Below are 18,842 nucleotides of genomic sequence, written 5' to 3'. Positions count from 1 at the left end.
ATGAGCACCAAACTGGTACCCACCCCCGGCCAGACCGTGGGCCCGTTCTACGGCTACGCGCTCCCGTTCGAGAAGGACAACGAACTCCTGCCCCCCGGCTTCCCGGGCTCCATCCGCCTGCAGGGCACCGTCTACGACGGCGCCGGCCACACCATCCCGGACGCCATCCTGGAAATCTGGCAGCCCGACGCGGACGGCAAGGTTGTCCAGCGCACCGGTTCCCTGGTCCGGGACGGCTACACCTTCACCGGCTGGGGCCGCGGCGCCGTGGGCAACTCCGGCGTCTTCACCTTCACCACCGTCAACCCCGGCCCCACCAAGCCGGGTGCGGCCCCGTTCATTTCCGTGGCACTCTTCGCCCGCGGCCTGACCAACCGGCTGTTCACCCGCATCTACCTGCCGGAGGACACCGAGGCACTGGCCAATGACCCGCTGCTGAGCTCGCTGGAGCCGGAGCGCCGCGAGACGCTCATCGCCCGCCGCGACCCCGACGGCGGCCTCACCTGGGACATCCGCCTCCAGGGTGAGGGCGAGACGGTCTTCCTGGACTTCCAGTGACCCACGCCGCCGCTTTGGGAGACCTGCGCGCCTTCGCGGAAGAGGCCGACGCCGGCCTGCTCACCCCCGTCTCAGCGTCGCCGTTGGTGGCGGCGCTGACGGGGGACCGGGCAGTGCTGGCGGCCATCCTCGCCGTCGAAGCCGGCTGGGCCGCCGTGCTGCAACGGGCCGGGCTGGCACCCGCCGGTTCGGCCGCCGTCGTCGCTTCCGCCGCCGAGGCGGGGCGCTACGACCTGGCCGGTATTGCGCTGCGCGCCCAGGGCGGCGGCAACCCGGTGATCCCGCTGCTGGCGGACCTCCGGAAGAACGTGGCGGCCCTCGATGCCGCCGGGGTTGGTGCCGCGAAGGCCGTGCACACCTCCCTGACCAGCCAGGACGTGCTGGACACTGCCCTGATGCTGCTGGCCCGCAATACCGTCCACGCGGTGCTGGCGGACCTGAAAGGCACCACGACGGCGCTCGCGCACCTTGCCGGGCAGTATGCGGACACGCTGTGCGTGGGCAGGAGCCTGACACAGCATTCGCTGCCTTACACCTTCGGGCTGCGGGCCGCGCAGTGGTTCCAGGGCGTGGCCGCCGCGGGGCGGCAACTGGAAAACCTGGAGTTCCCGGTCCAGTTCGGCGGGGCGGCGGGGACCCTCGCCGCCGGAACCGTGCTGACGGATGGCTCCCAGGCCACGCCGTTTACCCTGGCCGACGCCCTGGCGGCCCAGCTGGGCCTGGCCCCGGCCGCGGCTCCCTGGCATACCAACCGCCTGGCCATCACATCCCTGGGCCATGCGCTGGCATCCGTGCTGGACGCCTTCGGAAAGATCGCCGCCGACGTCCTGTTCCTGAGCCGGCCCGAGGTGGCTGAAGTCGCCGAACCGCGGGCGGCCGGGCGCGGCGTCTCCTCCGCCATGCCGCAGAAGCAGAACCCGGTGCTGTCCGTCCTGGTCCGCAGCGCCGCGCTGCAGGCACCACAGCTGGCCGCCCAGCTGCACGTGGCCGCCGCCAACTTCAACGACGAACGCCCGGACGGCGCCTGGCACACCGAATGGCCGGCCCTGCGCCAGCTGCTGGCCCTGGCCCTCGGCGCCGCGGGCCACATCCGCGAACTCGCCGGGGGGCTGCAGGTTTTCCCGGACGCCATGCGCCGCAACCTTGACCTGTCCGGCCCGCTGCTGCTGGCTGAGGGCGTCAGCGCCGCGGTGGCCCCCCTGCTTGAGGAAAGGGACGGACTCAGCGGCAAGCAGCAGCTGCAGGACGTGGTGGACCAGACGCTGCAGGCGCCCCCTCCGGAGCAAGCCGCCACCTACCGCAAGCTGTTCCGGGACGCCGTCCCCGCCGCCGTCGTCCCTGACGCCCGGCTGGAGGAGCTCCTGGACCCCGCCAGCTACCTGGGCCAGGCGGCGGAGATCGCCCGCCGCGTCCTGGCCGCCTTTCCCGAATTCACTTCCCCTACCACCGACGCGAATGGAGCCTCCCGTGGCTAAGCCGGCCTTGAAAGCAGTACTGCTGTCCCCGCAACGTCCCCTGGGCGACCACCCCTTGATGGTGGTGGGGCCCTCCCTGGGCACCTCGTCGATCCTGTGGAACAGGGTGGCGTCCCTGCTCGGCAACGACTACGACGTGGTGGCCTGGGACCTTCCCGGCCACGGCGTCTCACCCGCCGCCACCGAAGCGTTCGACGTCGCCGCGCTCGCTGACGCCGTCGTGGACCTGGTGGACTCCATCGCCCCCGGTGAAAACTTCCACTGCGCAGGAGTCTCCCTGGGCGGCGCCGTCGGCCTTCAGCTGGGCATCAAGCACGGGGAACGGCTGAAGAGCCTTTCCGTGCAGAACAGCGGCGCCAAGATCGGCACCCCCGAAGGGTGGCTGGAGCGCGCCGAGACCGTCCGCACCCAGGGCACGCCGGTCATGATCCAGGGGTCCGCGGAGCGCTGGTTCGCGCCGGGCTTCATGGACCGGGAACCCGATTTCAGCAGCCGCCTGCTGCACGCCCTGCGCGACGCCGACCGGTTCAGCTATGCCTTCTGCTGCGAGGCGCTGGCCGCATTCGACGTCCGGCAGGAGCTGGGCAGCATCACCGTCCCCACCCAGGTCATCGCCGGGTCCCTGGACGGCGTCGCCACGCCCGCCATGGCCGAGGAAGTGGCAGCGGGAATCACCGCCGGGGGCGGAACCGCGACGGCGGTGACCGTGGAGGGCATCTCCCACCTGGCACCCGCCGAAGCTCCGGCACACGTTGCGGACCTGATGCGCAGCCTGGCCAGCCGGGCCGAATCACGGCAGGCCGCCCAGTGAGCGGCGCTGAACACGACGGGGCGCAGCGCCACGGCGTGGTCCAGCCCGGCGCCACCAGCCAGGAAATCTACGACGGCGGCATGGTGGTCAGGCGCGAGGTGCTGGGCGACGCGCACGTGGACCGGGCCAACGCCAACAAGGACGAATTCACCGACGACTTCCAGGACATGATCACCCGCATTGCCTGGGGCGGAATCTGGACCCGGCCCGGCCTGACCCGCCAGATGCGCTCCGCGGTCACCATCACCGCCATGGTGGCGCACGGCCACTGGGAGGAGCTGGCCATGCACATCCGCGCCGCCCTCCGGAACGGCCTCAGCAGGGATGAGATCAAGGAAATCCTGCTGCAGACCGCCATCTACTGCGGAGTCCCCTCCGCCAACACCGCCTTCAAGACCGCCCAACAGGTCTTTCGAGAAATGGACACCACCCGATGAACCAGGCTTTTGTGTACGACGCTGTGCGCACCCCCTTTGGCAAGTTCGGCTCCGGCCTCGCCGCCGTCCGTCCGGACGACCTTGCCGCGCACGTGATCAAGGAATCCGTCAAGCGGGCTCCGGGACTTGATGTCGAGCGGATTGATGAGGTGGTGTTCGGCAACGCGAACGGGGCGGGTGAGGAGAACCGCAACATCGCCCGGATGGGCACGCTGCTGGCCGGTCTTCCGGTGTCCATCCCGGGCACCACGGTGAACCGGCTCTGCGGTTCCTCCCTGGATGCGGCCATTATTGCCTCCCGCCAGATCAACGCCGGGGACGCCGACCTGATGTTGGTCGGTGGCGCCGAGTCGATGTCCCGTGCGCCCTGGGTGCTGCCGAAGACGGAGAAGCCGTACCCGGCCGGGGACATGACCCTGGCGTCTACCACGCTGGGCTGGCGCCTGGTGAACAAGGCGATGCCGAAGGAATGGACGATCTCCCTGGGCGAGGCCACCGAGCGGCTCCGCGAGAAGTACGGTGTGAGCCGCGAGGCGCAGGATGAGTTCGCCGCCGCCTCGCACAACCTGTCCGCAGCCGCCTGGGACGAGGGCTTCTACGACAACCTGGTCGCCCCGGTCCCGGGCACGGACCTGGTGCGCGACGAGGGCATCCGGGCGGGTTCTTCGGCGGAGAAGCTCGCCGGCCTCAAGACGGTCTTCCGGGCGGAGAACGGCACGGTCACCGCGGGGAACGCGTCCCCGCTGTCCGACGGCGCCTCCGCGGCCTGGATCGGGTCCGAGGCGGCCGCGGGGCTGCTGGGCCTGGACCCGCTGGCGCGTATCGCCGGGCGTGGCGCGCACGCCAACGATCCCCAGTACTTCGGCTACGCCCCGGTCGAGGCGGCGAACAAGGCCCTCGAAAAGGCGGGGATCGGCTGGGAGCAGGTGGGCGCTGTCGAACTTAACGAAGCGTTCGCCGCGCAGTCCCTGGCCTGCATCAACGCCTGGGGCGTCGACCACTCGATCGTGAACCGGCACGGCGGGGCGATTGCCATGGGGCACCCGCTGGGTGCTTCCGGGACCCGGATCCTGGGCACCCTGGCCCGGTCCCTGCAGGCCTCCGGCGAACGCTGGGGTGTCGCTGCCATCTGCATCGGCGTGGGCCAGGGCCTGGCCGTCGTGCTCGAAAACATGACCGCCGCCGGAACCAACACTGGAAAGGACCAGTAATGCTGACCTTCGTAGATTCGGTCCAGGACGCCGTCGCCGGCATCAAGGACGGCTCCACCGTGATGATCGGCGGGTTCGGCAACGCCGGCCAGCCGTTCGAACTGATCGACGCGCTGCTGGACTGCGGCGCCACGGACCTGACCGTGGTGAACAACAACGCCGGCCAGGGAGACCAGGGCCTGGCCCTGCTGATCAAGGAAGGCCGGGTGAAGAAGATGATCTGCTCCTTCCCGCGGCAGTCCGATTCCTGGCACTTCGACGCCAAGTACAAGGCCGGCGAAATCGAACTCGAACTCGTCCCGCAGGGCAACCTCGCCGAACGCATCCGCGCCGCAGGGGCCGGCATCGGCGGGTTCTTCACCCCCACCGGCTACGGCACCATGCTCGCCGAGGGCAAGGAAACCCGGATCATCGACGGCCGCGGCCACGTGTTCGAAACCCCCATCCACGCCGACGTCGCCCTCATCAAGGCCCTGAAGGCTGACGGCAAGGGCAACCTCGTCTACCGCAAGACCGCCCGGAACTTTGGCCCCATCATGGCAGCGGCCGCGAAGCACACCATCGTCCAGGTCTCCGGGATCGTGCCCACCGGGGCGCTGGACCCGGAGAACGTGGTCACCCCGGGCATCTACGTCAACAGCATCGTCAAGGTTGCCGGCAGCGGCAGCACAGCAGGAAAGGCGGCCTGACATGAGCGTGCAGTCCAACGAAAAGTCCCTCCAGACCTCGGCGACGCCCCTGGGCCGGGATGACCTGGCCCGGCTCGTGGCAAAGGACATCGCCCCCGGGTCCTTCGTCAACCTCGGCATCGGCCAGCCCACCCTGGTGTCCAACTACCTCACCGAGGACCAGAGCATCACCCTCCACACGGAGAACGGGATGCTCGGCATGGGCCCCGAAGCCAAGGGCGACCAGATTGACGAGGACCTGATCAACGCCGGCAAGATCCCCGTCACCGAACTCCCGGGCGCGTCCTACTTCCACCACGCCGACTCGTTCGCCATCATGCGCGGCGGGCACCTGGACATCTGCGTCCTGGGCGCCTTCCAGGTCTCCGCCACCGGGGACCTCGCCAACTGGCACACCGGAGCACCCGGGGCGATTCCCGCCGTCGGCGGTGCCATGGACCTGGCCACCGGCGCCAAGGACGTCTTCGTCATGATGACCCTCCTGACCCGTGAAGGCGCCTCGAAGATCGTGGACGCCTGCACCTACCCCATCACCGGCGTCGGCTGCGTCACCCGCGTCTACACGGACAAAGCCGTCTTCCTCACCGGCCCGGACGGCGTCACCGTCCGTGAAACCTTCGGCTGCACCCTCGAGGAACTCCAGGACCTGGTACCCGTCCCGCTGAAGGCCACGCCCGCCGCCGGATGAGCCTGCGCCCGTCACCGCACCTAGGATTGGTAACCATGATTGACGCCGCAGGCACAGATACCCAGGCCGCCCCGCAGGCCAGCGACCAGTACGTCCAGTCGCTGGCCCGGGGCCTGGCCGTGATCCGCGCCTTCGACGCCGAGCGCCCGGTCATGACGCTCACCGAGGTGGCCTCGCGTACCAACCTGACCCGGGCCACGGCCCGCCGTTTCCTGCACACCCTGGTGGAGCTCGGCTACGTACGCACCGACGGCAAGACGTTCGCGCTCACGGCCAAGGTCCTCCAGCTGGGCTACGCCTACCTTTCGGGGCTGTCGCTGCCGCAACTGGCGCAGCCGCACCTGGAGGAGCTGTCCCTCAAACTGGGCGAATCCACGTCCGCGGCCGTGCTGGACGGCACGGATATCGCCTACATCGCGCGGGTGACCAGCCGCCGGATCATGACCGTCGGCATAACGGTGGGTACCCGGTTCCCGGCGTATGCGACGTCGATGGGCCGGGTGCTGCTTGCCTACCTGCCGCCGGCCGACCTTAAGGCGTACCTGGCGGCGGCCGAAATCAAGCCGCTGACGCCCCGCGCCCTGGGCACCGTCCCGGAACTGCTGAAGGTGCTGGACACCGTCCGGGCGCAGGGCTGGTGCCTCCTGGACCAGGAGCTGGAGCTGGGCCTCATGTCCGTGGCCGCCCCGGTCTATGACGGGGCCAAGGTGGTGGCGGCGGTGAACGTGTCGCTGCAGGCCCAGTCCGTGGAGGCCAAGCCGGACCCGCAGGCGTACCTGGCTTCGGTGGCGCAGGAGATCGTGGCCACGGCCAAGCTCATCTCCGCGGACCTCACTGCCCGCGGCTGACTTTATCCGGAGCTTAACTGAAGAGGACGACGGCGGGTGCTTCCCGCCGTCGTCCTCTTCAGTTTTGCGGTGTGGCTGCGAAGGCCGTTACTTTACGTGGTTGCCCAGCTCGCGGAGCGGGGTCTTTGCAGTTTCGCGCGCCCACCAGGCGCCCGCCACCGCGAGGATCGAGGAACCTGCCACGATCCAGGCTGCCGGTCCCCAGTTCGCCTTGTCCGCACCCACCAGGGCGGTGCCGAGCAGCGGGGTGAAGCCGGCGCACAGGATGCCGACCTGGAGTCCGATTGCCATGCCGGAGTACCGGACCTTGACGTTGAAGAGCTCGGAGAACCAGGCCGGGTAGATTGCGTTGGACATGGAGTAGGTGCCGGCGGTGATCAGCGTACTGGTCAGGAAGATCATGGGGATGTTTCCGGTGGAGATCACCCAGAAGTAGACAAAGATCATGGCGCCGGAACCGAGCACACCGCTGATGAAGATGGGGCGCCGGCCAAAGCTGTCGGACCAGCGTGCCATCAGGGGCTGGCTGGCGATCGCCAGCACGTTGCCCAGGATGCTGACCCAGAGCATGGTGGAGGCGGGGACGCCCACCGACACCGCATAGGCCAGGCCGAAGGACTGCATGAACGTGTTGGTGACGGTCTCGAAGGACATCAGCGCCACCTGGAAGAACTGGGCCGGGTGCGTCTGGAACATCTTGGCGAAGGGGAGCTTCACCAGTTCCCCGTGGTCGTGCTTTTCCTCAAAGACCTCCGGCTCCTCCAGCGAGCGGCGGACCAGGTAGGCGACGATCAGGACCACCAGGGAGAGCCAGAACGGGATCCGCCAGCCCCAGGCGAGGCGGTCCGCCTCGCTCATGGCGGCCACGGGCAGGAAGGCCAGGGACGCGAGGACGATGCCGGCGGAGATGCCGCTCATGGCGAAGCTGGCGAAGAAGCCGCGGCGGCCTTCGGGTGCTTCCTCCGTGGACAGCGCGGAAGCACCTGCGGTTTCCGCTCCGGCCGACAGGCCCTGCATCAGGCGCAGCACCACCAGCAGTGCCGGGGCCCAGTAGCCGGCTGCGTTGAAATCGGGCAGGGCGCCGATCAGGAAAGTGGCACTGCCCATGAGCACCAGGGTGAGCACCAGGGTGTTCTTGCGGCCGATCTTGTCACCGAGATGACCGAACACCACAGCTCCGAAGGGCCGTGCGACGTAGGCGACGCCGAACGTCGCGAAGGAGGCGATGAGGGCCACCGTGGGATCGCCGGCCGGGAAGAAGATCTTCGAGAACACAAGCGACGCGGCGGTGGCATAGATGAAGAAGCCGTAGTACTCCAGGGCGCCGCCAAGGAAGGCAGCCAGCGCGGCTTTCCGGGCGCGCTTGAGCTGGCGTTGTGCTTCAGGCGTTGACTGCGCCTGGGCTCCTGCTGCGATGTGGGTCATGGTGGGGTTCCCTTCCACGCTGAAGGTGGGGATCTGTCATTATTTGTACGCAATGCGAACAGGTGTGCGGAATGCGCCTAGAAAGAGGATACTAGGCCGTGACGCCAATCACAACGGCAAAAAGAAAGGTGCATCATGGCCGAACGACGCGGGCACGCATCCCGGCTGGTCCTGATCGGTTCCGCCGCCTCACAGGCCATGTCCCCCGGCCTGTGGAATCAGGTCCTGCAGGAACTCGGCAGCGGGTGGACCTATGAGGCCTGGGACGTGGCGCCGGACGCCGATCTTGGCGCCGTCCGGCGCAGGCTCCTGGAACCGGACATCGTGGCGGCTAACGTGACCATGCCGCACAAGCATTGGGCGGCGGAAACCGCTGATGAAGCCACCGGGCCCGTCCAGCTCAGTGGTGCCTGCAACCTGCTGGTACGGCAGGACGGCCGGCTGGCGGGGCACAACACGGATGTTACCGCCGTGGGCGTCCTGCTGGAGGGCCGGTACCAGCGGCACGCGCTGTTGCTGGGTGCCGGGGGAGCAGCCCGGGCGGCCTTGATCGCGCTCAAGGACAAGGTGGGAAGAGTGTCCATTGCGGACCGCGATCCCCACGCGTCGGAGGAGCTGCTGCACCTGGCCAACGGCTTCGGCATCGAGGCCCGGGCCGTCACCTGGCAGGAGGCGCAGGACCTGGCGCCCGGGGCGTCCCTGATTGTCAATGCGACTCCTGTCGGGAAAAAGGCCACCGACGGTCCGGTCTGGGGCGGCGCCCGGCTGGCTCCCGATGCTGTGCTCTACGACTACGTCTACGCCGGCCATGCCACTGCCAGCGTGGAGCGGGCCGAGGAGCTGGGGGTCCGGTGCATCGATGGGTGGGACCATCTCCGTGAGCAGGCTGTGGCCATGGTGCCCCTCCTCGGCCTGGACGGGCGGGCCTGCCAGCTGCTGGAGCAGACCCTGGGAGAGCTCCGGGTAAAGCACTGAAAGGCGGACGCGCCGGACGATAAGATCGAACAGGCACCGCAGGCCGGCAGGCCGCCGCAGGCATGCCAACCGTTCAGAGAGGAACAGCAACGTCAATGGAGGAGCAGGCAGCCTACTTCGTGAAGTCGGTTGAGAAGGCTTTCGACGTCCTGCTCGCTTTCACTCCGGACCAGCCCCGGCTGACCGTGTCGCAGGTTGCTGCCCGGACGGACATGACCCGTGCCTCCGCCCGCCGCTTCCTGCTGACCCTGGCGGACCTTGGGTACATCCGCGCCGAGGGGCCGGCCTTCGAACTCACGGCCCGGTCCCTGGACGTCGGCCGTTCCTATCTTGCGGGCCTGACCTTGCCCAGGGTGGCCGAGCCCCATCTCAGGGACCTGGCGGCGGAGCTCAATGAAACAACAGCCCTGTGCATCCTCGACGGCGGCGACGTGGTCTACGTGGCCTGCGTGCCGTCTCCGGGGCTGCTCAGCGTTTCCATCACCGTCGGGACCCGTTTCCCGGCGTGGGCCACCTCCATGGGCCGGGTCCTGCTTGCCGGACTGCCCGGTCCGCAGCTGGAGGAGTACCTCAGGTCAGTCCAGCTGCGCCGTTTTACCGACCGCTCAATCGGCAGTGTGGAGGACCTCAGGGCAGAGGTGGAAGCGGCGCGGACCAGGGGCTGGTCCATGGTCTCCCAGGAACTCGAAGAGGGCCTGCGCGGTGTGGCCGTCCCGGTCCGCCGCGGAAACGAGGTTGTTGCCGCGGCAAATGTATCCCTGCAGACACACCGGGCAGCGGCCCGGGATATCGAGGCAACGGTCCTCCCGCAGCTGACGGAGGCCGCGCGGCGCATCGCACTCGATTACGGCGGTCCTGCCGTCCGCGCCGTTTAATCCACGTACCGCAGCCCCGCCGCTTCAAGCGGTCCGCGCATGTTGTAGATGTCCAGGCCCAGCTCTCCTGCTGCGAAGCGCCCGCGCTTGGCTTCTTCGTTCTCTTCGCGTTTCCTGGCGGCTGCCGCTACCTCGGCGGCGCGGGCGGCGGGCACCACCACCACGCCGTCGACGTCGGCAATCACCACGTCCCCGGGGGTGACCAGTGCGTTGGCGCAGACCACCGGGACGTTCACGGAACCGAGCGTTGCCTTGACGGTGCCTTTGGAATTGATGGCGCGGCTGAAGACGGGGAAGTCCATGGCCTGGAGTGCTGCGACATCGCGGCAGCCGCCGTCGATGACCAGGCCGGCTGCGCCCTGTGCCCGGAGCGACGTTGCCAGCAATTCGCCGAAGAAGCCGTCCTCGCATTCGGTGGTGCACCCTGCCACCACCACGTCTCCGGGCCGGAGCTGTTCGGCTGCAACGTGCAGCATCCAGTTGTCGCCGGGCTGGAGCAGGACGGTGACAGCGGTGCCGCACAGGGTGGCGCCGGGGTAGACGGGGCGGATGTAGGGCCGCATGAGCCCCAGGCGGCCCATGGCCTCATGCACAGTGCTGACGCCGAACACGGCGAGGGCCTTGACGGCGTCTTCCCCGGCGCGGGTGATATTGGTGTGGACCACGCCGAGTTCCTGCATCATTGTTCCCTCCGAAGGCATGTCACCGGCCCTGCTGCGTGAGCAGGGCGTCAAGGCGTGGATAAACGTTGCGTGCGTTGTGTTCCTGGATGGCGCCGAGTTCGGCCTCGTCAAGGCCGGCGTCGTCGATGTAGCGTGCCGTGTCGTCGAAGTGGTAGCCGGTCCGCGGGTCGATGTCCCGGACCGCGCCGATCATTTCGGAGGCGAAGAGGATGTTCTGCGTCGGGATGACTTCCAGCAGCAGGTCGATTCCGGGCTGGTGGTAGACGCAGGTGTCGAAAAAGACGTTCTGCAGCAGGTGTTCTTCCAGTGCGGGCTTTCCCAGTGCCATGGCAAGGCCACGGAAACGTCCCCAGTGGTACGGCACTGCGCCGCCGCCGTGGGGGATGACAAGTTTCAGGGTGGGGAAGTCCGCGAACAGGTCGCCCTGGATGAGCTGCATGAACGCTGTGGTGTCCGCGTTGAGGTAATGCGCCCCGGTCGTGTGGAAGGCGGGATTGACGCTGGTGCTGACGTGGACCATGGCGGGGATGCCGTACTCCACCATCTTCTCGTAGACCGGGTACCAGTACCGGTCCGTCAGTGGCGGGGCAGTCCAGTGGCCGCCGGACGGGTCCGGGTTCAGGTTCAGGGCCACGGCCCCGTAATCCTCCACGCAGCGGGTCAGTTCAGGGAGGCAGGTGGCCGGGTCAACGCCGGGGGACTGCGGAAGCATCGCGGCCGGGACAAACCGCTCCGGATAGAGCCGGCTGGCCCGGTAGCAGAGTTCGTTGCAGATGGCAGCCCACTCGGCGGAAGTTTCAAAGGATCCGATGTGGTGGGCCATGAAGGATGCCCGGGGTGAGAAGACGGTGAGGTCGATGCCGCGCTCGTCCATGAGCCGGAGCTGGTTCGCCTCGATGCTCGCCCGCAGGTCGTCGTCGGAGATCTTCACATCCGCACGGGATGGCGGCGGCGAGGCATCCTGCAGTGCTGCCACCTGGCGCTCGCGCCACTCCCCAAGGGCGGCGGGGGCCGTGGTGTAGTGGCCGTGGATGTCAATAATCATCGCGCATGCTCCTGGCAGGGGCGCCTGCAGAACGACGCCGTGCTAACTCGATAACCGCACAAGCAAATGTTGTCAGCAATATAGCTAACAATCAATGGTCAGCACGGGGTCCGGGCGGCCGGGTGTGGAGTACGCTGAATCCGGAAAATTGTCAGCAAAATTGGCAACGGGCTGAACAGGGAGATGGTGGGCTGTGGAGACCGTGGACGGAACGGGCCGGACCCTCACCGCCGCCGAACTCGCGGAGCTGCTGCGCACCGCCATCGTCAGCGGCGAACTGGTTCCCAACCAGCGCCTGGTGGAAGGCGACCTCGCCGCCGAGTATGGAGCCAGCCGGGGAAACATCAGGGTGGCGCTCTCGGAGCTGAGCGTTGAAGGCCTCGTGGAACGCGTCCAGAACCGGGGCGCCAGGGTGCGCGCCGTCTCCGTGGACGAGGCCGTTGAGATCACTGAGGTGCGCGCAGCCCTGGAAGCCCTTTGTGCCCGCAAGGCCGCCGAACGGGCCACGGACAGCGACATCGCCGAACTGCAGGAACTGGCAGCCCGGATGAAGGGCGCCGTGGACCGCGGAGACCGCGAGTCCTACTCGGAAGGCAACCAGGCGATGCACGAAAAGATCATTGCCATGAGCGGGCAAAAGACCGCCGCGGCAACCATCCAGCGGCTGCGCGGACAGGCGGTCCGCTTCCAGTTCCGCCTGGCGCGCCAGCCGGGGCGCCCGGCCGTCTCGCTCCCGCAGCACCTTGCCGTCATCGATGCCGTCTGCGCCCATGACGCCGACGCCGCCGCCGAGGCCATGCGCGTCCATCTCGAAAGCGTGGCGGACGCCATCCGCGCCAGCAACAAATAACCCGCCCGCCGCGCCAAGGGACGCCCAGCCCCGGGAGGACGCGCGCTGACAGGCGAATCGTTACCCACAAGCTCCCCGCCGACTACTCCCGCCGAGGGCCGCCGCGCTCTAGACTCAACCCAACTGCGTGCAGCAGAGCCGCTGCACAGCTCGTCAGGAAGAGGAGTCGGCGGGTGAAACTGGGGATTCCGCGGGAACGCAGGGAGGGCGAGCGGCGTGTCGCCGCCACTCCGGATACTGTCAGGGAGCTGGCAGGGATGGGGCTGGACGTCCTGGTGGAAACCGGGGCAGGGGACGGCGCGGGACATGCCGATCCCGCCTACCAGCAGGCCGGCGCCACCATCGTCCCTGCACTGGACACCCCGGCCCTGGATGTCCTGGCCCACGTCCGGCCCCTTGACCCGCACACTGCCGCGTCCCTGCAAAGGGGAGCCGTGACGGTGGGCCTCGCGTCGCCGTCGTCCGAACTGCCCGCGGTGCAGGCGCTCGCTGACAACGGAGTGACTTCCTTCGCCCTGGAACTGGTGCCCCGCATCTCCCGCGCCCAGTCCATGGACGCCCTGACCTCCCAGGCCCTGGTAGCCGGTTACCGGTGCGTCCTGGAGGCAGCCATCAGGCTTCCCCGGTTCTTCCCGCTGTACATGACCGCGGCGGGAACCATCCCGCCGGCCCGCGTCCTGGTGCTCGGCGCCGGCGTGGCAGGGCTGCAGGCCATCGGCACCGCCAAGCGGCTCGGGGCACGGGTCTTCGCCAACGACATCCGCCCCGCCTCCGCCGACGAGGTCGCCTCGATGGGCGGCACCTTTATCCGGCTGGACCTCGAAACCGCTGAAGCGGCCGGCGGCTACGCCCGGCAGCTGAGTTCCGACGCCGGCACGCGGCAGCGTCAGCTGCTGGCACCCCACGTGGCGCAGTCGGACGTCCTGATTACGACGGCGGCCGTCCCCGGGCGCCCGGCGCCCCTCCTGGTGACCCGCGAGATGGTGCAGGGCATGCGCCCGGGATCGGTCGTCGTCGACCTCGCCGCCGAGTCCGGCGGCAACGTGGAGGGCTCCGTGCCCGGCCGGGACATCCCCATCCCCACCGCCGACGGAACGGGCCACATCACCCTGGTGGGGCTGAAAGACCCCGCCTCCGCCATGGCATCGGACGCCTCACGCCTCTACGCCAAGAACGTGGCCAACCTGCTGGCCCTCCTGGTCCGCGACGGGACCCTCACCCTGGATTTCAGTGACGAAGTGGTGGCCGGCGCATGCCTCACCTACGCCGGGCAAGTGCGGCACCAGCCCACCGCGGACCTGCTGGCGGCACGGACGGCCACGGCTGCGGCCGGGCAGGAAGGAGCGCGCTGATGGACGGGATCGCGCTGCTGACCATCACCGTGCTGGCGGTGTTCGTTGGCTTCGAGGTGGTCTCCAAAGTCTCCAGCACCCTGCACACGCCCCTGATGTCCGGCGCCAACGCCATCCACGGGATCATCCTGGTGGGGGCCATCATTGTCGCCGGCCAGGCAGCGGACCCCTGGGTGCTCGCGGTGGCGCTGCTCGCCGTCGTCCTTGCCACGGCCAACCTGGTGGGCGGGTTCGTGGTGACGGACCGGATGCTGCACATGTTCCACGGCAAAAAGGACGCCGTGAAGGCGGGCGCCCAGCCCAAGGCAGGCAGCAAATGAGCCTCCTCGACCCCGTCTGGACTTCCCTGCTTTACCTCGCCGCTGCGGTCTGCTTCATCCTGGCCCTGCGCGGACTCAGTTCCCCGCGGACGGCCCGCCGCGGAAACCTGGTGGGGGCACTCGGTGCGCTGATCGCCGTCGTCACTGTCTTCCTGTCCGCCCGGCTGGAGAACATCCCCTGGATCCTGGCCGCCATCGCCGTGGGTTCCGCGGTGGCGGCGCCCGTGGCCCGGCGGGTGAAGATGACGCAGATGCCACAGCTGGTGGCGCTCTTCAACGGGGTGGGCGGCGGCGCGGCAGCCCTGGTGGCGCTCCTGGAGCTGGGGCATGCGGACAACCCCTGGATGCGGGTGGCGATCGTCTTCACGCTCCTGGTGGGGGCTGTGTCCTTCGCCGGATCAGGCGTCACGTTCGCCAAGCTGCAGGAACTGATGACCACCCGGCCTGTCGTCTTTCCGGGCCTTCCCGTGGTGATGGCTGTGGTCCTCCTGGCCGCTATCGCCGCCGGCGTCGCCGTGGTCCTCACCGCTTCGCTGCCGCTCGCGGCGCTGTTGCTGGCCCTGGGCCTGGCCGCCGGCGTGCTGCTGGTGCTGCCCGTGGGCGGCGCCGATGTGCCCATCGTCATCTCGCTGCTGAACGCCTTCACCGGCCTGGCCGTCGCGGCATCGGGCCTGGTGCTGGGCAACGTCCTGCTGGTGGTGGCCGGCACCCTGGTGGGAGCCTCCGGCACCATCCTCACCCGTGCCATGGCGGCTGCCATGGGCCGGAGCGTGGCGGGCATCCTGTTCGGGGCTTTCCGGGGAGGTTCGACGGCGGGGTCCACGGCTGTGAGCGGGCGTCCGGTCCGCTCGTCTTCACCGGAGGATGTGGCAGTCCTGCTGGGGTACGCCCAGCGGGTGATTATCGTCCCCGGCTACGGGCTGGCGGTGGCACAGGGCCAGCACACGGCCGCGGAACTGGCGCTGGCCTTGGAAGCCCGGGGCATCGAGGTGGACTTCGCCATCCATCCCGTGGCCGGCCGGATGCCCGGCCACATGAACGTCCTCCTGGCGGAAGCCAACGTGCCCTACGAGTCGCTCAAGGAGATGGGCGAGATCAACCCGGAGTTCAAGACCACCGATGTGGCCCTGGTGGTAGGCGCCAACGACGTCGTGAATCCGGCCGCCAAGACGTCCTCCGGGTCCCCGATTTACGGCATGCCCATCCTGGAAGTGGCTCAGGCGCGGCAGGTGGTGTTCCTGAAGCGCTCCATGCGTCCGGGCTTCGCCGGCATCGAGAACGACCTGCTGTACGAACCCCAGACCTCCCTGCTGTTTGGTGACGCCAAGGACTCCCTGGCCCAGGTGCTGGGTGCGGTCAAGGCGCTGTAGGCCGCCGCGCTGCGCCGGACCGCCCCCGCGGCGGGATACCCTTCTTTCAGAAGCCTGCTTTCCATCCGCCATTAGAGGACGCCATGACTGAGACCAGCTCCACTTCGCCCAAACGTGCCGCCATCATCGTCAATCCCGCCAAGCCGGTGGACATCGACGTGCGCGGCCTGGTGGCCAAGCACTGCGTGGAAAACGGCTGGGGTGAAGCCATCTGGCTGGAAACCACCAAGGAGGACCCCGGGGTGGGCCAGGCCAAGGAAGCGCTGGTGCAGGGCGCGGACATCGTCATCGCGGCCGGCGGCGACGGTACTGTCCGTTGCGTCGCCGAGGTGCTGTCCGGCGGCGACACCCCCATGGGCCTGCTGCCCCTGGGAACCGGCAACCTGTTGGCCCGCAACCTGGGCATGGACGTCACCGACTACGACGGCGCCATGGCCGGCGCCCTGATCGGTACCGAACGGAAGATCGACGTGGTCCGCGCCCGCCGCAGCGACCCGGATAAGGACCAGCTGTTCCTGGTCATGGCCGGCATGGGTTACGACGCCACCATCATGGCGGACACCAATGAGGACCTGAAGGACAAGGTGGGCTGGCTCGCCTACGTGGACGCCGGGATCAGGAACCTGCCCGGCAAACCCGTCAAGGCCACCGTGGTGATCGACGGCAAGCAAGTGGTGCACCGGGGCGTCCGCAGCGTGATGGTGGGCAACTGCGGCAAGGTCCAGGGCGGCCTGGAGATCTTCCCGGACGCCAAGGTGGACGACGGCCTGCTGGACATTGCCGTCCTGGCGCCGCACCACGGCAAGCTGGGCTGGCTGTCCGTGCTGGCCGGCATCATCGGCAAGGGCAAGAACAGGGACACCGCCGTGGAGTACTTCCAGGGCAAGACCGTTGAGATCACGCTGGAGCACAAGGACGACTACCAGCTGGACGGAGACCACGAGGGCGAGGGCAAGCACGTGCTCATGACCATGGAGCCCGGTGCCCTCACCCTGCGCATGTAGGGGCCTGCTGCTTCAGGGATGTTTTGGGGTAGGTCCGCTTAGCCCAGCAGCCGTCCCCAGCGTGGGTCCAGCAACGGCGCGCCTGCCAGTTTCAGGGCGTGCCAGAGGGTGACGGCCACGGAGTCCAGCACGGGAATGCCGGTGGCTTCCTCGATCGCTGCGGTGATGTTGGCTCCGTAAAGGTTGGTGCACAGGTACACCAGTGCGTCCGGTGCCGCGGCAGCCAGTTCCAGGGAGCCCGGGCGCATCTCGTCGTCGGTCACCCGGGCAAAGGACTCGTTGTCGCTCAGGCCCAGCGCCCGGTGATCCACGGTCTTGATGCCTTCACGCTCGTAGGACGCGATGACCTGGTGGTTCACGTCCCCGGTATAGGGCGTGAAGAGGCCGATCCGCTCGGTGCCGAAGGCCCGGAAGGCCTCAAGGTAGGCCAGCGTGGAGGTGGTGGCCGGGATCCCGGTGGCGGCAGTGATCCCGCCGGCCAGTTCCTGGTCGTGGGCTGACCCCAGCCATGAACCCGAGGTGCCGTTCCAGGCAATCACGTCCACATCCGCCGTCGCCAGCAGCCTGGCTGCCTCCTCCATGACGGCGGGGTCGAACTGCCGGTTGGAGGAATCGTCCAGGGCGATGCGGGTGACCGGGATCCTGGTGAAGTGCACCGTGACATCGGTGCGGCTGCCCAGGATGCGGTAGGTCTGGGGTTCCAGGCAGGTGTTGGAGGACGGCACGATCATGCCGATCCTGCGGGGGCGTGTGGTTGCGGGCATGGGGGCTCCTAGCGGACGGCGGCAGGCAGGTGGGAGGCGTCGGCGGCGGCGGACTGGTGCTGCCGGAAGCCGTTGCGGTTGACGAAGCGGCCCACGGCGCCGGGGTCGTGGAAGCCGTCGGCGTCCAGGACCACGCGCCCGTTGGAGACCACGACGGCGGGCCAGCCCGTGAGTGCCTTCCCGTCGAAGGGTGAAAAGTCGGTTCCCATGTGCAGGGCGGCGCCGTTGACCGTGCGTTCCTCGGCAGGATCGAAGATGACCAGGTCGGCGTCGAACCCCTCGGCGATGCGGCCTTTGCCGGGGACGGCGTTGATCCGGGCCGGCTCCGCAGCGAATGCGCTGACGAACTGCTCAACGGTGGCGCCGGCGGAGGTCATGGCGGTGAACGTGACGGGCATCCGGGTTTCCACGCCGGGCAGCCCGTGGGGCATGGCGCGTACGTCATCGGTGCGCTCGCGCTTCTGGGAGAGGTCGTAGCAGGAGTGGTCGGAGGACATGGTGTGGATGGCGCCCGAGACCAGCCGCTCCTTGAGGGCGGCCACGGTTTCCGCGCTGCGCATGGGCGGGCAGCAGGCGAACCACTCGGGGAAGGTGGAGGCGTAGACGGTGTCGTCCAGCGTGACGTAGTGCGGGCAGGTCTCGGAGTAGGCCTCGAGCCCGCGTTCCCGTGCCTGGGATACCAGGTCGACGGCGCCGGGCGTGGACTGGTGGACGAAATAGACCGGCGCGCCGGTGTATTCGGCCATGGCCAGGGTTTCCTTGACGGAGATCTCCTCGGCCAGTTCGGGCCGGGTCCGGTGCAGGTGTTCGATGCCGATCCGGCCGTCCTGGGCGTGCTGTTCGGTGCAGTCGGCGATGATGGGATCGTGCTCGGCATGGATGTAGGCCAGTCCGTCCAGCCGCACCATTTCGCGCATCACCTTCAGGATGGTGTCGCCGTCGGCCATGGTGGTGCCACGGTTGGTGGTGTACATCTTCACCGAACGCACGCCCTCGGCGGCCAACTGCTCCAGCTGCCACGGCACGGTTTCGTCCCAGCTGACCACGGCGCCGTGCAGGGCCACGTCGCAGCGTGACTGGGTGGCGAGTTCCTTCTTGTGCAGGACGGCGGCGAGCGGGGTTTCCTGGGCGTCGCGGGGGATGCCGAAGTCGATGATGGTGGTGGTGCCGCCCCACAGTGCTGCGGTGGAGGTGGTGCGGTAGTCGTCGAGGGTGCGGAAGCGGCCGGTCACCTGCGCCACGTGGCAGTGTCCGTCCACGCCGCCGGGGATCACGAGCCTGCCCGTGGCGTCGATGGTGCGGTCTGCCGCCGGGGCGGGTTGGGCGGCGTCCACAAGGGCCGCGATCCGGCCTCCGGAAACCACGATGTGGGCTTCCTGGCGGCCGTCGCTGTTGACCACGGTGGCGTTGGCTATGACAAGTTCTGGCTGGTGGGACATCGGTGTCCTCCTAGGGTTTGGGT

Annotated in this window: 20 protein-coding genes; 15 read left to right on the top strand and 5 right to left on the bottom strand. The window is 68.6% G+C overall.

The window, feature by feature from the left end; all coding sequences use genetic code 11:
- From pcaG to MRBLMD1_RS06100, 8 genes are read left to right on the top strand one after another with little or no spacing between them, the layout of a single operon-like run.
- Entirely contained in the window at positions 1 to 558 is a 558-nt protein-coding gene (gene pcaG / locus MRBLMD1_RS06135) for a protocatechuate 3,4-dioxygenase subunit alpha (protein ID WP_159629573.1), read from the top strand.
- On the top strand, positions 555 to 2,033 hold the full coding sequence (locus MRBLMD1_RS06130) for a lyase family protein (protein ID WP_364398227.1): 1,479 nt from the start codon (positions 555 to 557) through the stop codon (positions 2,031 to 2,033). Before pcaG ends, MRBLMD1_RS06130 begins: the two co-directional genes overlap by 4 nt.
- Entirely contained in the window at positions 2,026 to 2,844 is an 819-nt protein-coding gene (locus MRBLMD1_RS06125; RefSeq protein ID WP_364398225.1) for an alpha/beta fold hydrolase, read from the top strand. Before MRBLMD1_RS06130 ends, MRBLMD1_RS06125 begins: the two co-directional genes overlap by 8 nt.
- Complete coding sequence (gene pcaC / locus MRBLMD1_RS06120) at positions 2,841 to 3,281, top strand: 4-carboxymuconolactone decarboxylase (RefSeq protein ID WP_159629579.1); 441 nt, start codon at positions 2,841 to 2,843, stop codon at positions 3,279 to 3,281. The genes MRBLMD1_RS06125 and pcaC overlap by 4 nt, the downstream gene beginning before the upstream one ends.
- The gene (locus MRBLMD1_RS06115; protein ID WP_364398222.1) at positions 3,278 to 4,492 is read left to right on the top strand and encodes a thiolase family protein; all 1,215 of its coding nucleotides are present in this window, start codon (positions 3,278 to 3,280) and stop codon (positions 4,490 to 4,492) included. The genes pcaC and MRBLMD1_RS06115 overlap by 4 nt, the downstream gene beginning before the upstream one ends.
- Positions 4,492 to 5,181: a 3-oxoacid CoA-transferase subunit A gene (locus tag MRBLMD1_RS06110; protein ID WP_364398220.1), complete on the top strand. Its 690-nt coding sequence runs from the start codon at positions 4,492 to 4,494 to the stop codon at positions 5,179 to 5,181. Before MRBLMD1_RS06115 ends, MRBLMD1_RS06110 begins: the two co-directional genes overlap by 1 nt.
- Position 5,182: 1 nt before the next feature.
- Entirely contained in the window at positions 5,183 to 5,869 is a 687-nt protein-coding gene (locus tag MRBLMD1_RS06105; protein WP_364398218.1) for a 3-oxoacid CoA-transferase subunit B, read from the top strand.
- A gap of 35 nt (positions 5,870 to 5,904) precedes the next feature.
- Positions 5,905 to 6,717, top strand: coding sequence for an IclR family transcriptional regulator domain-containing protein (locus MRBLMD1_RS06100; RefSeq protein ID WP_224023797.1), 813 nt, complete (start codon positions 5,905 to 5,907; stop codon positions 6,715 to 6,717).
- Positions 6,718 to 6,804: 87 nt separating this feature from the next.
- Here MRBLMD1_RS06100 and MRBLMD1_RS06095 read toward each other — a convergent pair whose 3' ends face one another.
- Entirely contained in the window at positions 6,805 to 8,142 is a 1,338-nt protein-coding gene (locus MRBLMD1_RS06095; protein ID WP_364398216.1) for an MFS transporter, read from the bottom strand.
- A gap of 135 nt (positions 8,143 to 8,277) precedes the next feature.
- Here MRBLMD1_RS06095 and MRBLMD1_RS06090 point away from each other — a divergent pair, with 135 nt between their 5' ends.
- A complete protein-coding gene (locus MRBLMD1_RS06090; protein ID WP_364398214.1) occupies positions 8,278 to 9,117 on the top strand; it encodes a shikimate dehydrogenase family protein in 840 nt (279 codons plus the stop codon).
- 95 nt (positions 9,118 to 9,212) lie between these two features.
- The gene (locus MRBLMD1_RS06085; protein ID WP_159629588.1) at positions 9,213 to 9,992 is read left to right on the top strand and encodes an IclR family transcriptional regulator domain-containing protein; all 780 of its coding nucleotides are present in this window, start codon (positions 9,213 to 9,215) and stop codon (positions 9,990 to 9,992) included.
- Here the strand turns inward: MRBLMD1_RS06085 and ligK are convergent.
- Positions 9,989 to 10,672 carry a 4-carboxy-4-hydroxy-2-oxoadipate aldolase/oxaloacetate decarboxylase gene (ligK, locus tag MRBLMD1_RS06080; protein WP_364399305.1) on the bottom strand — a complete coding sequence of 228 codons (684 nt, stop codon included), beginning with the start codon at positions 10,670 to 10,672 and terminating at the stop codon, positions 9,989 to 9,991. The genes MRBLMD1_RS06085 and ligK overlap by 4 nt on opposite strands.
- 22 nt (positions 10,673 to 10,694) lie before the next feature.
- Positions 10,695 to 11,720: an amidohydrolase family protein gene (locus tag MRBLMD1_RS06075; protein ID WP_364398211.1), complete on the bottom strand. Its 1,026-nt coding sequence runs from the start codon at positions 11,718 to 11,720 to the stop codon at positions 10,695 to 10,697.
- A 193-nt stretch (positions 11,721 to 11,913) separates the two neighbouring features.
- On the opposite strand from MRBLMD1_RS06075, the gene MRBLMD1_RS06070 reads away from it, so the two are divergent.
- The 5 genes from MRBLMD1_RS06070 (at position 11,914) to MRBLMD1_RS06050 (ending at position 16,616) form a co-directional block, all read left to right on the top strand.
- Positions 11,914 to 12,570, top strand: a complete 657-nt coding sequence (locus MRBLMD1_RS06070) for a GntR family transcriptional regulator (protein ID WP_159629591.1) — start codon at positions 11,914 to 11,916, stop codon at positions 12,568 to 12,570.
- Between the two features lie 173 nt (positions 12,571 to 12,743).
- Entirely contained in the window at positions 12,744 to 13,922 is a 1,179-nt protein-coding gene (locus tag MRBLMD1_RS06065) for a Re/Si-specific NAD(P)(+) transhydrogenase subunit alpha (RefSeq protein WP_364398208.1), read from the top strand.
- Complete coding sequence (locus tag MRBLMD1_RS06060) at positions 13,922 to 14,242, top strand: NAD(P) transhydrogenase subunit alpha (protein ID WP_159629594.1); 321 nt, start codon at positions 13,922 to 13,924, stop codon at positions 14,240 to 14,242. Before MRBLMD1_RS06065 ends, MRBLMD1_RS06060 begins: the two co-directional genes overlap by 1 nt.
- The gene (locus MRBLMD1_RS06055) at positions 14,239 to 15,612 is read left to right on the top strand and encodes an NAD(P)(+) transhydrogenase (Re/Si-specific) subunit beta (RefSeq protein ID WP_224023789.1); all 1,374 of its coding nucleotides are present in this window, start codon (positions 14,239 to 14,241) and stop codon (positions 15,610 to 15,612) included. The genes MRBLMD1_RS06060 and MRBLMD1_RS06055 overlap by 4 nt, the downstream gene beginning before the upstream one ends.
- Positions 15,613 to 15,695: 83 nt before the next feature.
- Entirely contained in the window at positions 15,696 to 16,616 is a 921-nt protein-coding gene (locus tag MRBLMD1_RS06050) for a diacylglycerol/lipid kinase family protein (protein WP_364398205.1), read from the top strand.
- 38 nt (positions 16,617 to 16,654) lie between these two features.
- On the opposite strand, the gene MRBLMD1_RS06045 is transcribed toward MRBLMD1_RS06050, so the two are convergent.
- Both MRBLMD1_RS06045 and MRBLMD1_RS06040 read right to left on the bottom strand, forming a co-directional pair.
- The gene (locus MRBLMD1_RS06045; protein WP_364398203.1) at positions 16,655 to 17,380 is read right to left on the bottom strand and encodes a maleate cis-trans isomerase family protein; all 726 of its coding nucleotides are present in this window, start codon (positions 17,378 to 17,380) and stop codon (positions 16,655 to 16,657) included.
- Positions 17,381 to 17,388: 8 nt separating this feature from the next.
- A complete protein-coding gene (locus tag MRBLMD1_RS06040) occupies positions 17,389 to 18,819 on the bottom strand; it encodes an amidohydrolase family protein (protein WP_364398201.1) in 1,431 nt (476 codons plus the stop codon).
- Between the last annotated feature and the right edge of the window lie 23 nt (positions 18,820 to 18,842).

The organism is Pseudarthrobacter sp. LMD1-1-1.1 (assembly GCF_040676255.1).
GTDB lineage: Bacteria > Actinomycetota > Actinomycetes > Actinomycetales > Micrococcaceae > Arthrobacter.
This window is presented reverse-complemented; position numbering and strand designations above follow the sequence as displayed.

Coding starts and splice junctions, on each gene's coding strand:
- pcaG (WP_159629573.1), top strand. CDS start 1: ATGAGCACCAAACTGGTACCCACCCCCGGCCAGACCGTGGGCCCGTTC.
- MRBLMD1_RS06115 (WP_364398222.1), top strand. CDS start 3,278: ATGAACCAGGCTTTTGTGTACGACGCTGTGCGCACCCCCTTTGGCAAG.
- MRBLMD1_RS06110 (WP_364398220.1), top strand. CDS start 4,492: ATGCTGACCTTCGTAGATTCGGTCCAGGACGCCGTCGCCGGCATCAAG.
- MRBLMD1_RS06105 (WP_364398218.1), top strand. CDS start 5,183: ATGAGCGTGCAGTCCAACGAAAAGTCCCTCCAGACCTCGGCGACGCCC.
- MRBLMD1_RS06100 (WP_224023797.1), top strand. CDS start 5,905: ATGATTGACGCCGCAGGCACAGATACCCAGGCCGCCCCGCAGGCCAGC.
- MRBLMD1_RS06095 (WP_364398216.1), bottom strand. CDS start 8,142: ATGACCCACATCGCAGCAGGAGCCCAGGCGCAGTCAACGCCTGAAGCA.
- MRBLMD1_RS06090 (WP_364398214.1), top strand. CDS start 8,278: ATGGCCGAACGACGCGGGCACGCATCCCGGCTGGTCCTGATCGGTTCC.
- MRBLMD1_RS06085 (WP_159629588.1), top strand. CDS start 9,213: ATGGAGGAGCAGGCAGCCTACTTCGTGAAGTCGGTTGAGAAGGCTTTC.
- ligK (WP_364399305.1), bottom strand. CDS start 10,672: ATGCAGGAACTCGGCGTGGTCCACACCAATATCACCCGCGCCGGGGAA.
- MRBLMD1_RS06075 (WP_364398211.1), bottom strand. CDS start 11,720: ATGATTATTGACATCCACGGCCACTACACCACGGCCCCCGCCGCCCTT.
- MRBLMD1_RS06060 (WP_159629594.1), top strand. CDS start 13,922: ATGGACGGGATCGCGCTGCTGACCATCACCGTGCTGGCGGTGTTCGTT.
- MRBLMD1_RS06055 (WP_224023789.1), top strand. CDS start 14,239: ATGAGCCTCCTCGACCCCGTCTGGACTTCCCTGCTTTACCTCGCCGCT.
- MRBLMD1_RS06050 (WP_364398205.1), top strand. CDS start 15,696: ATGACTGAGACCAGCTCCACTTCGCCCAAACGTGCCGCCATCATCGTC.
- MRBLMD1_RS06045 (WP_364398203.1), bottom strand. CDS start 17,380: ATGCCCGCAACCACACGCCCCCGCAGGATCGGCATGATCGTGCCGTCC.
- MRBLMD1_RS06040 (WP_364398201.1), bottom strand. CDS start 18,819: ATGTCCCACCAGCCAGAACTTGTCATAGCCAACGCCACCGTGGTCAAC.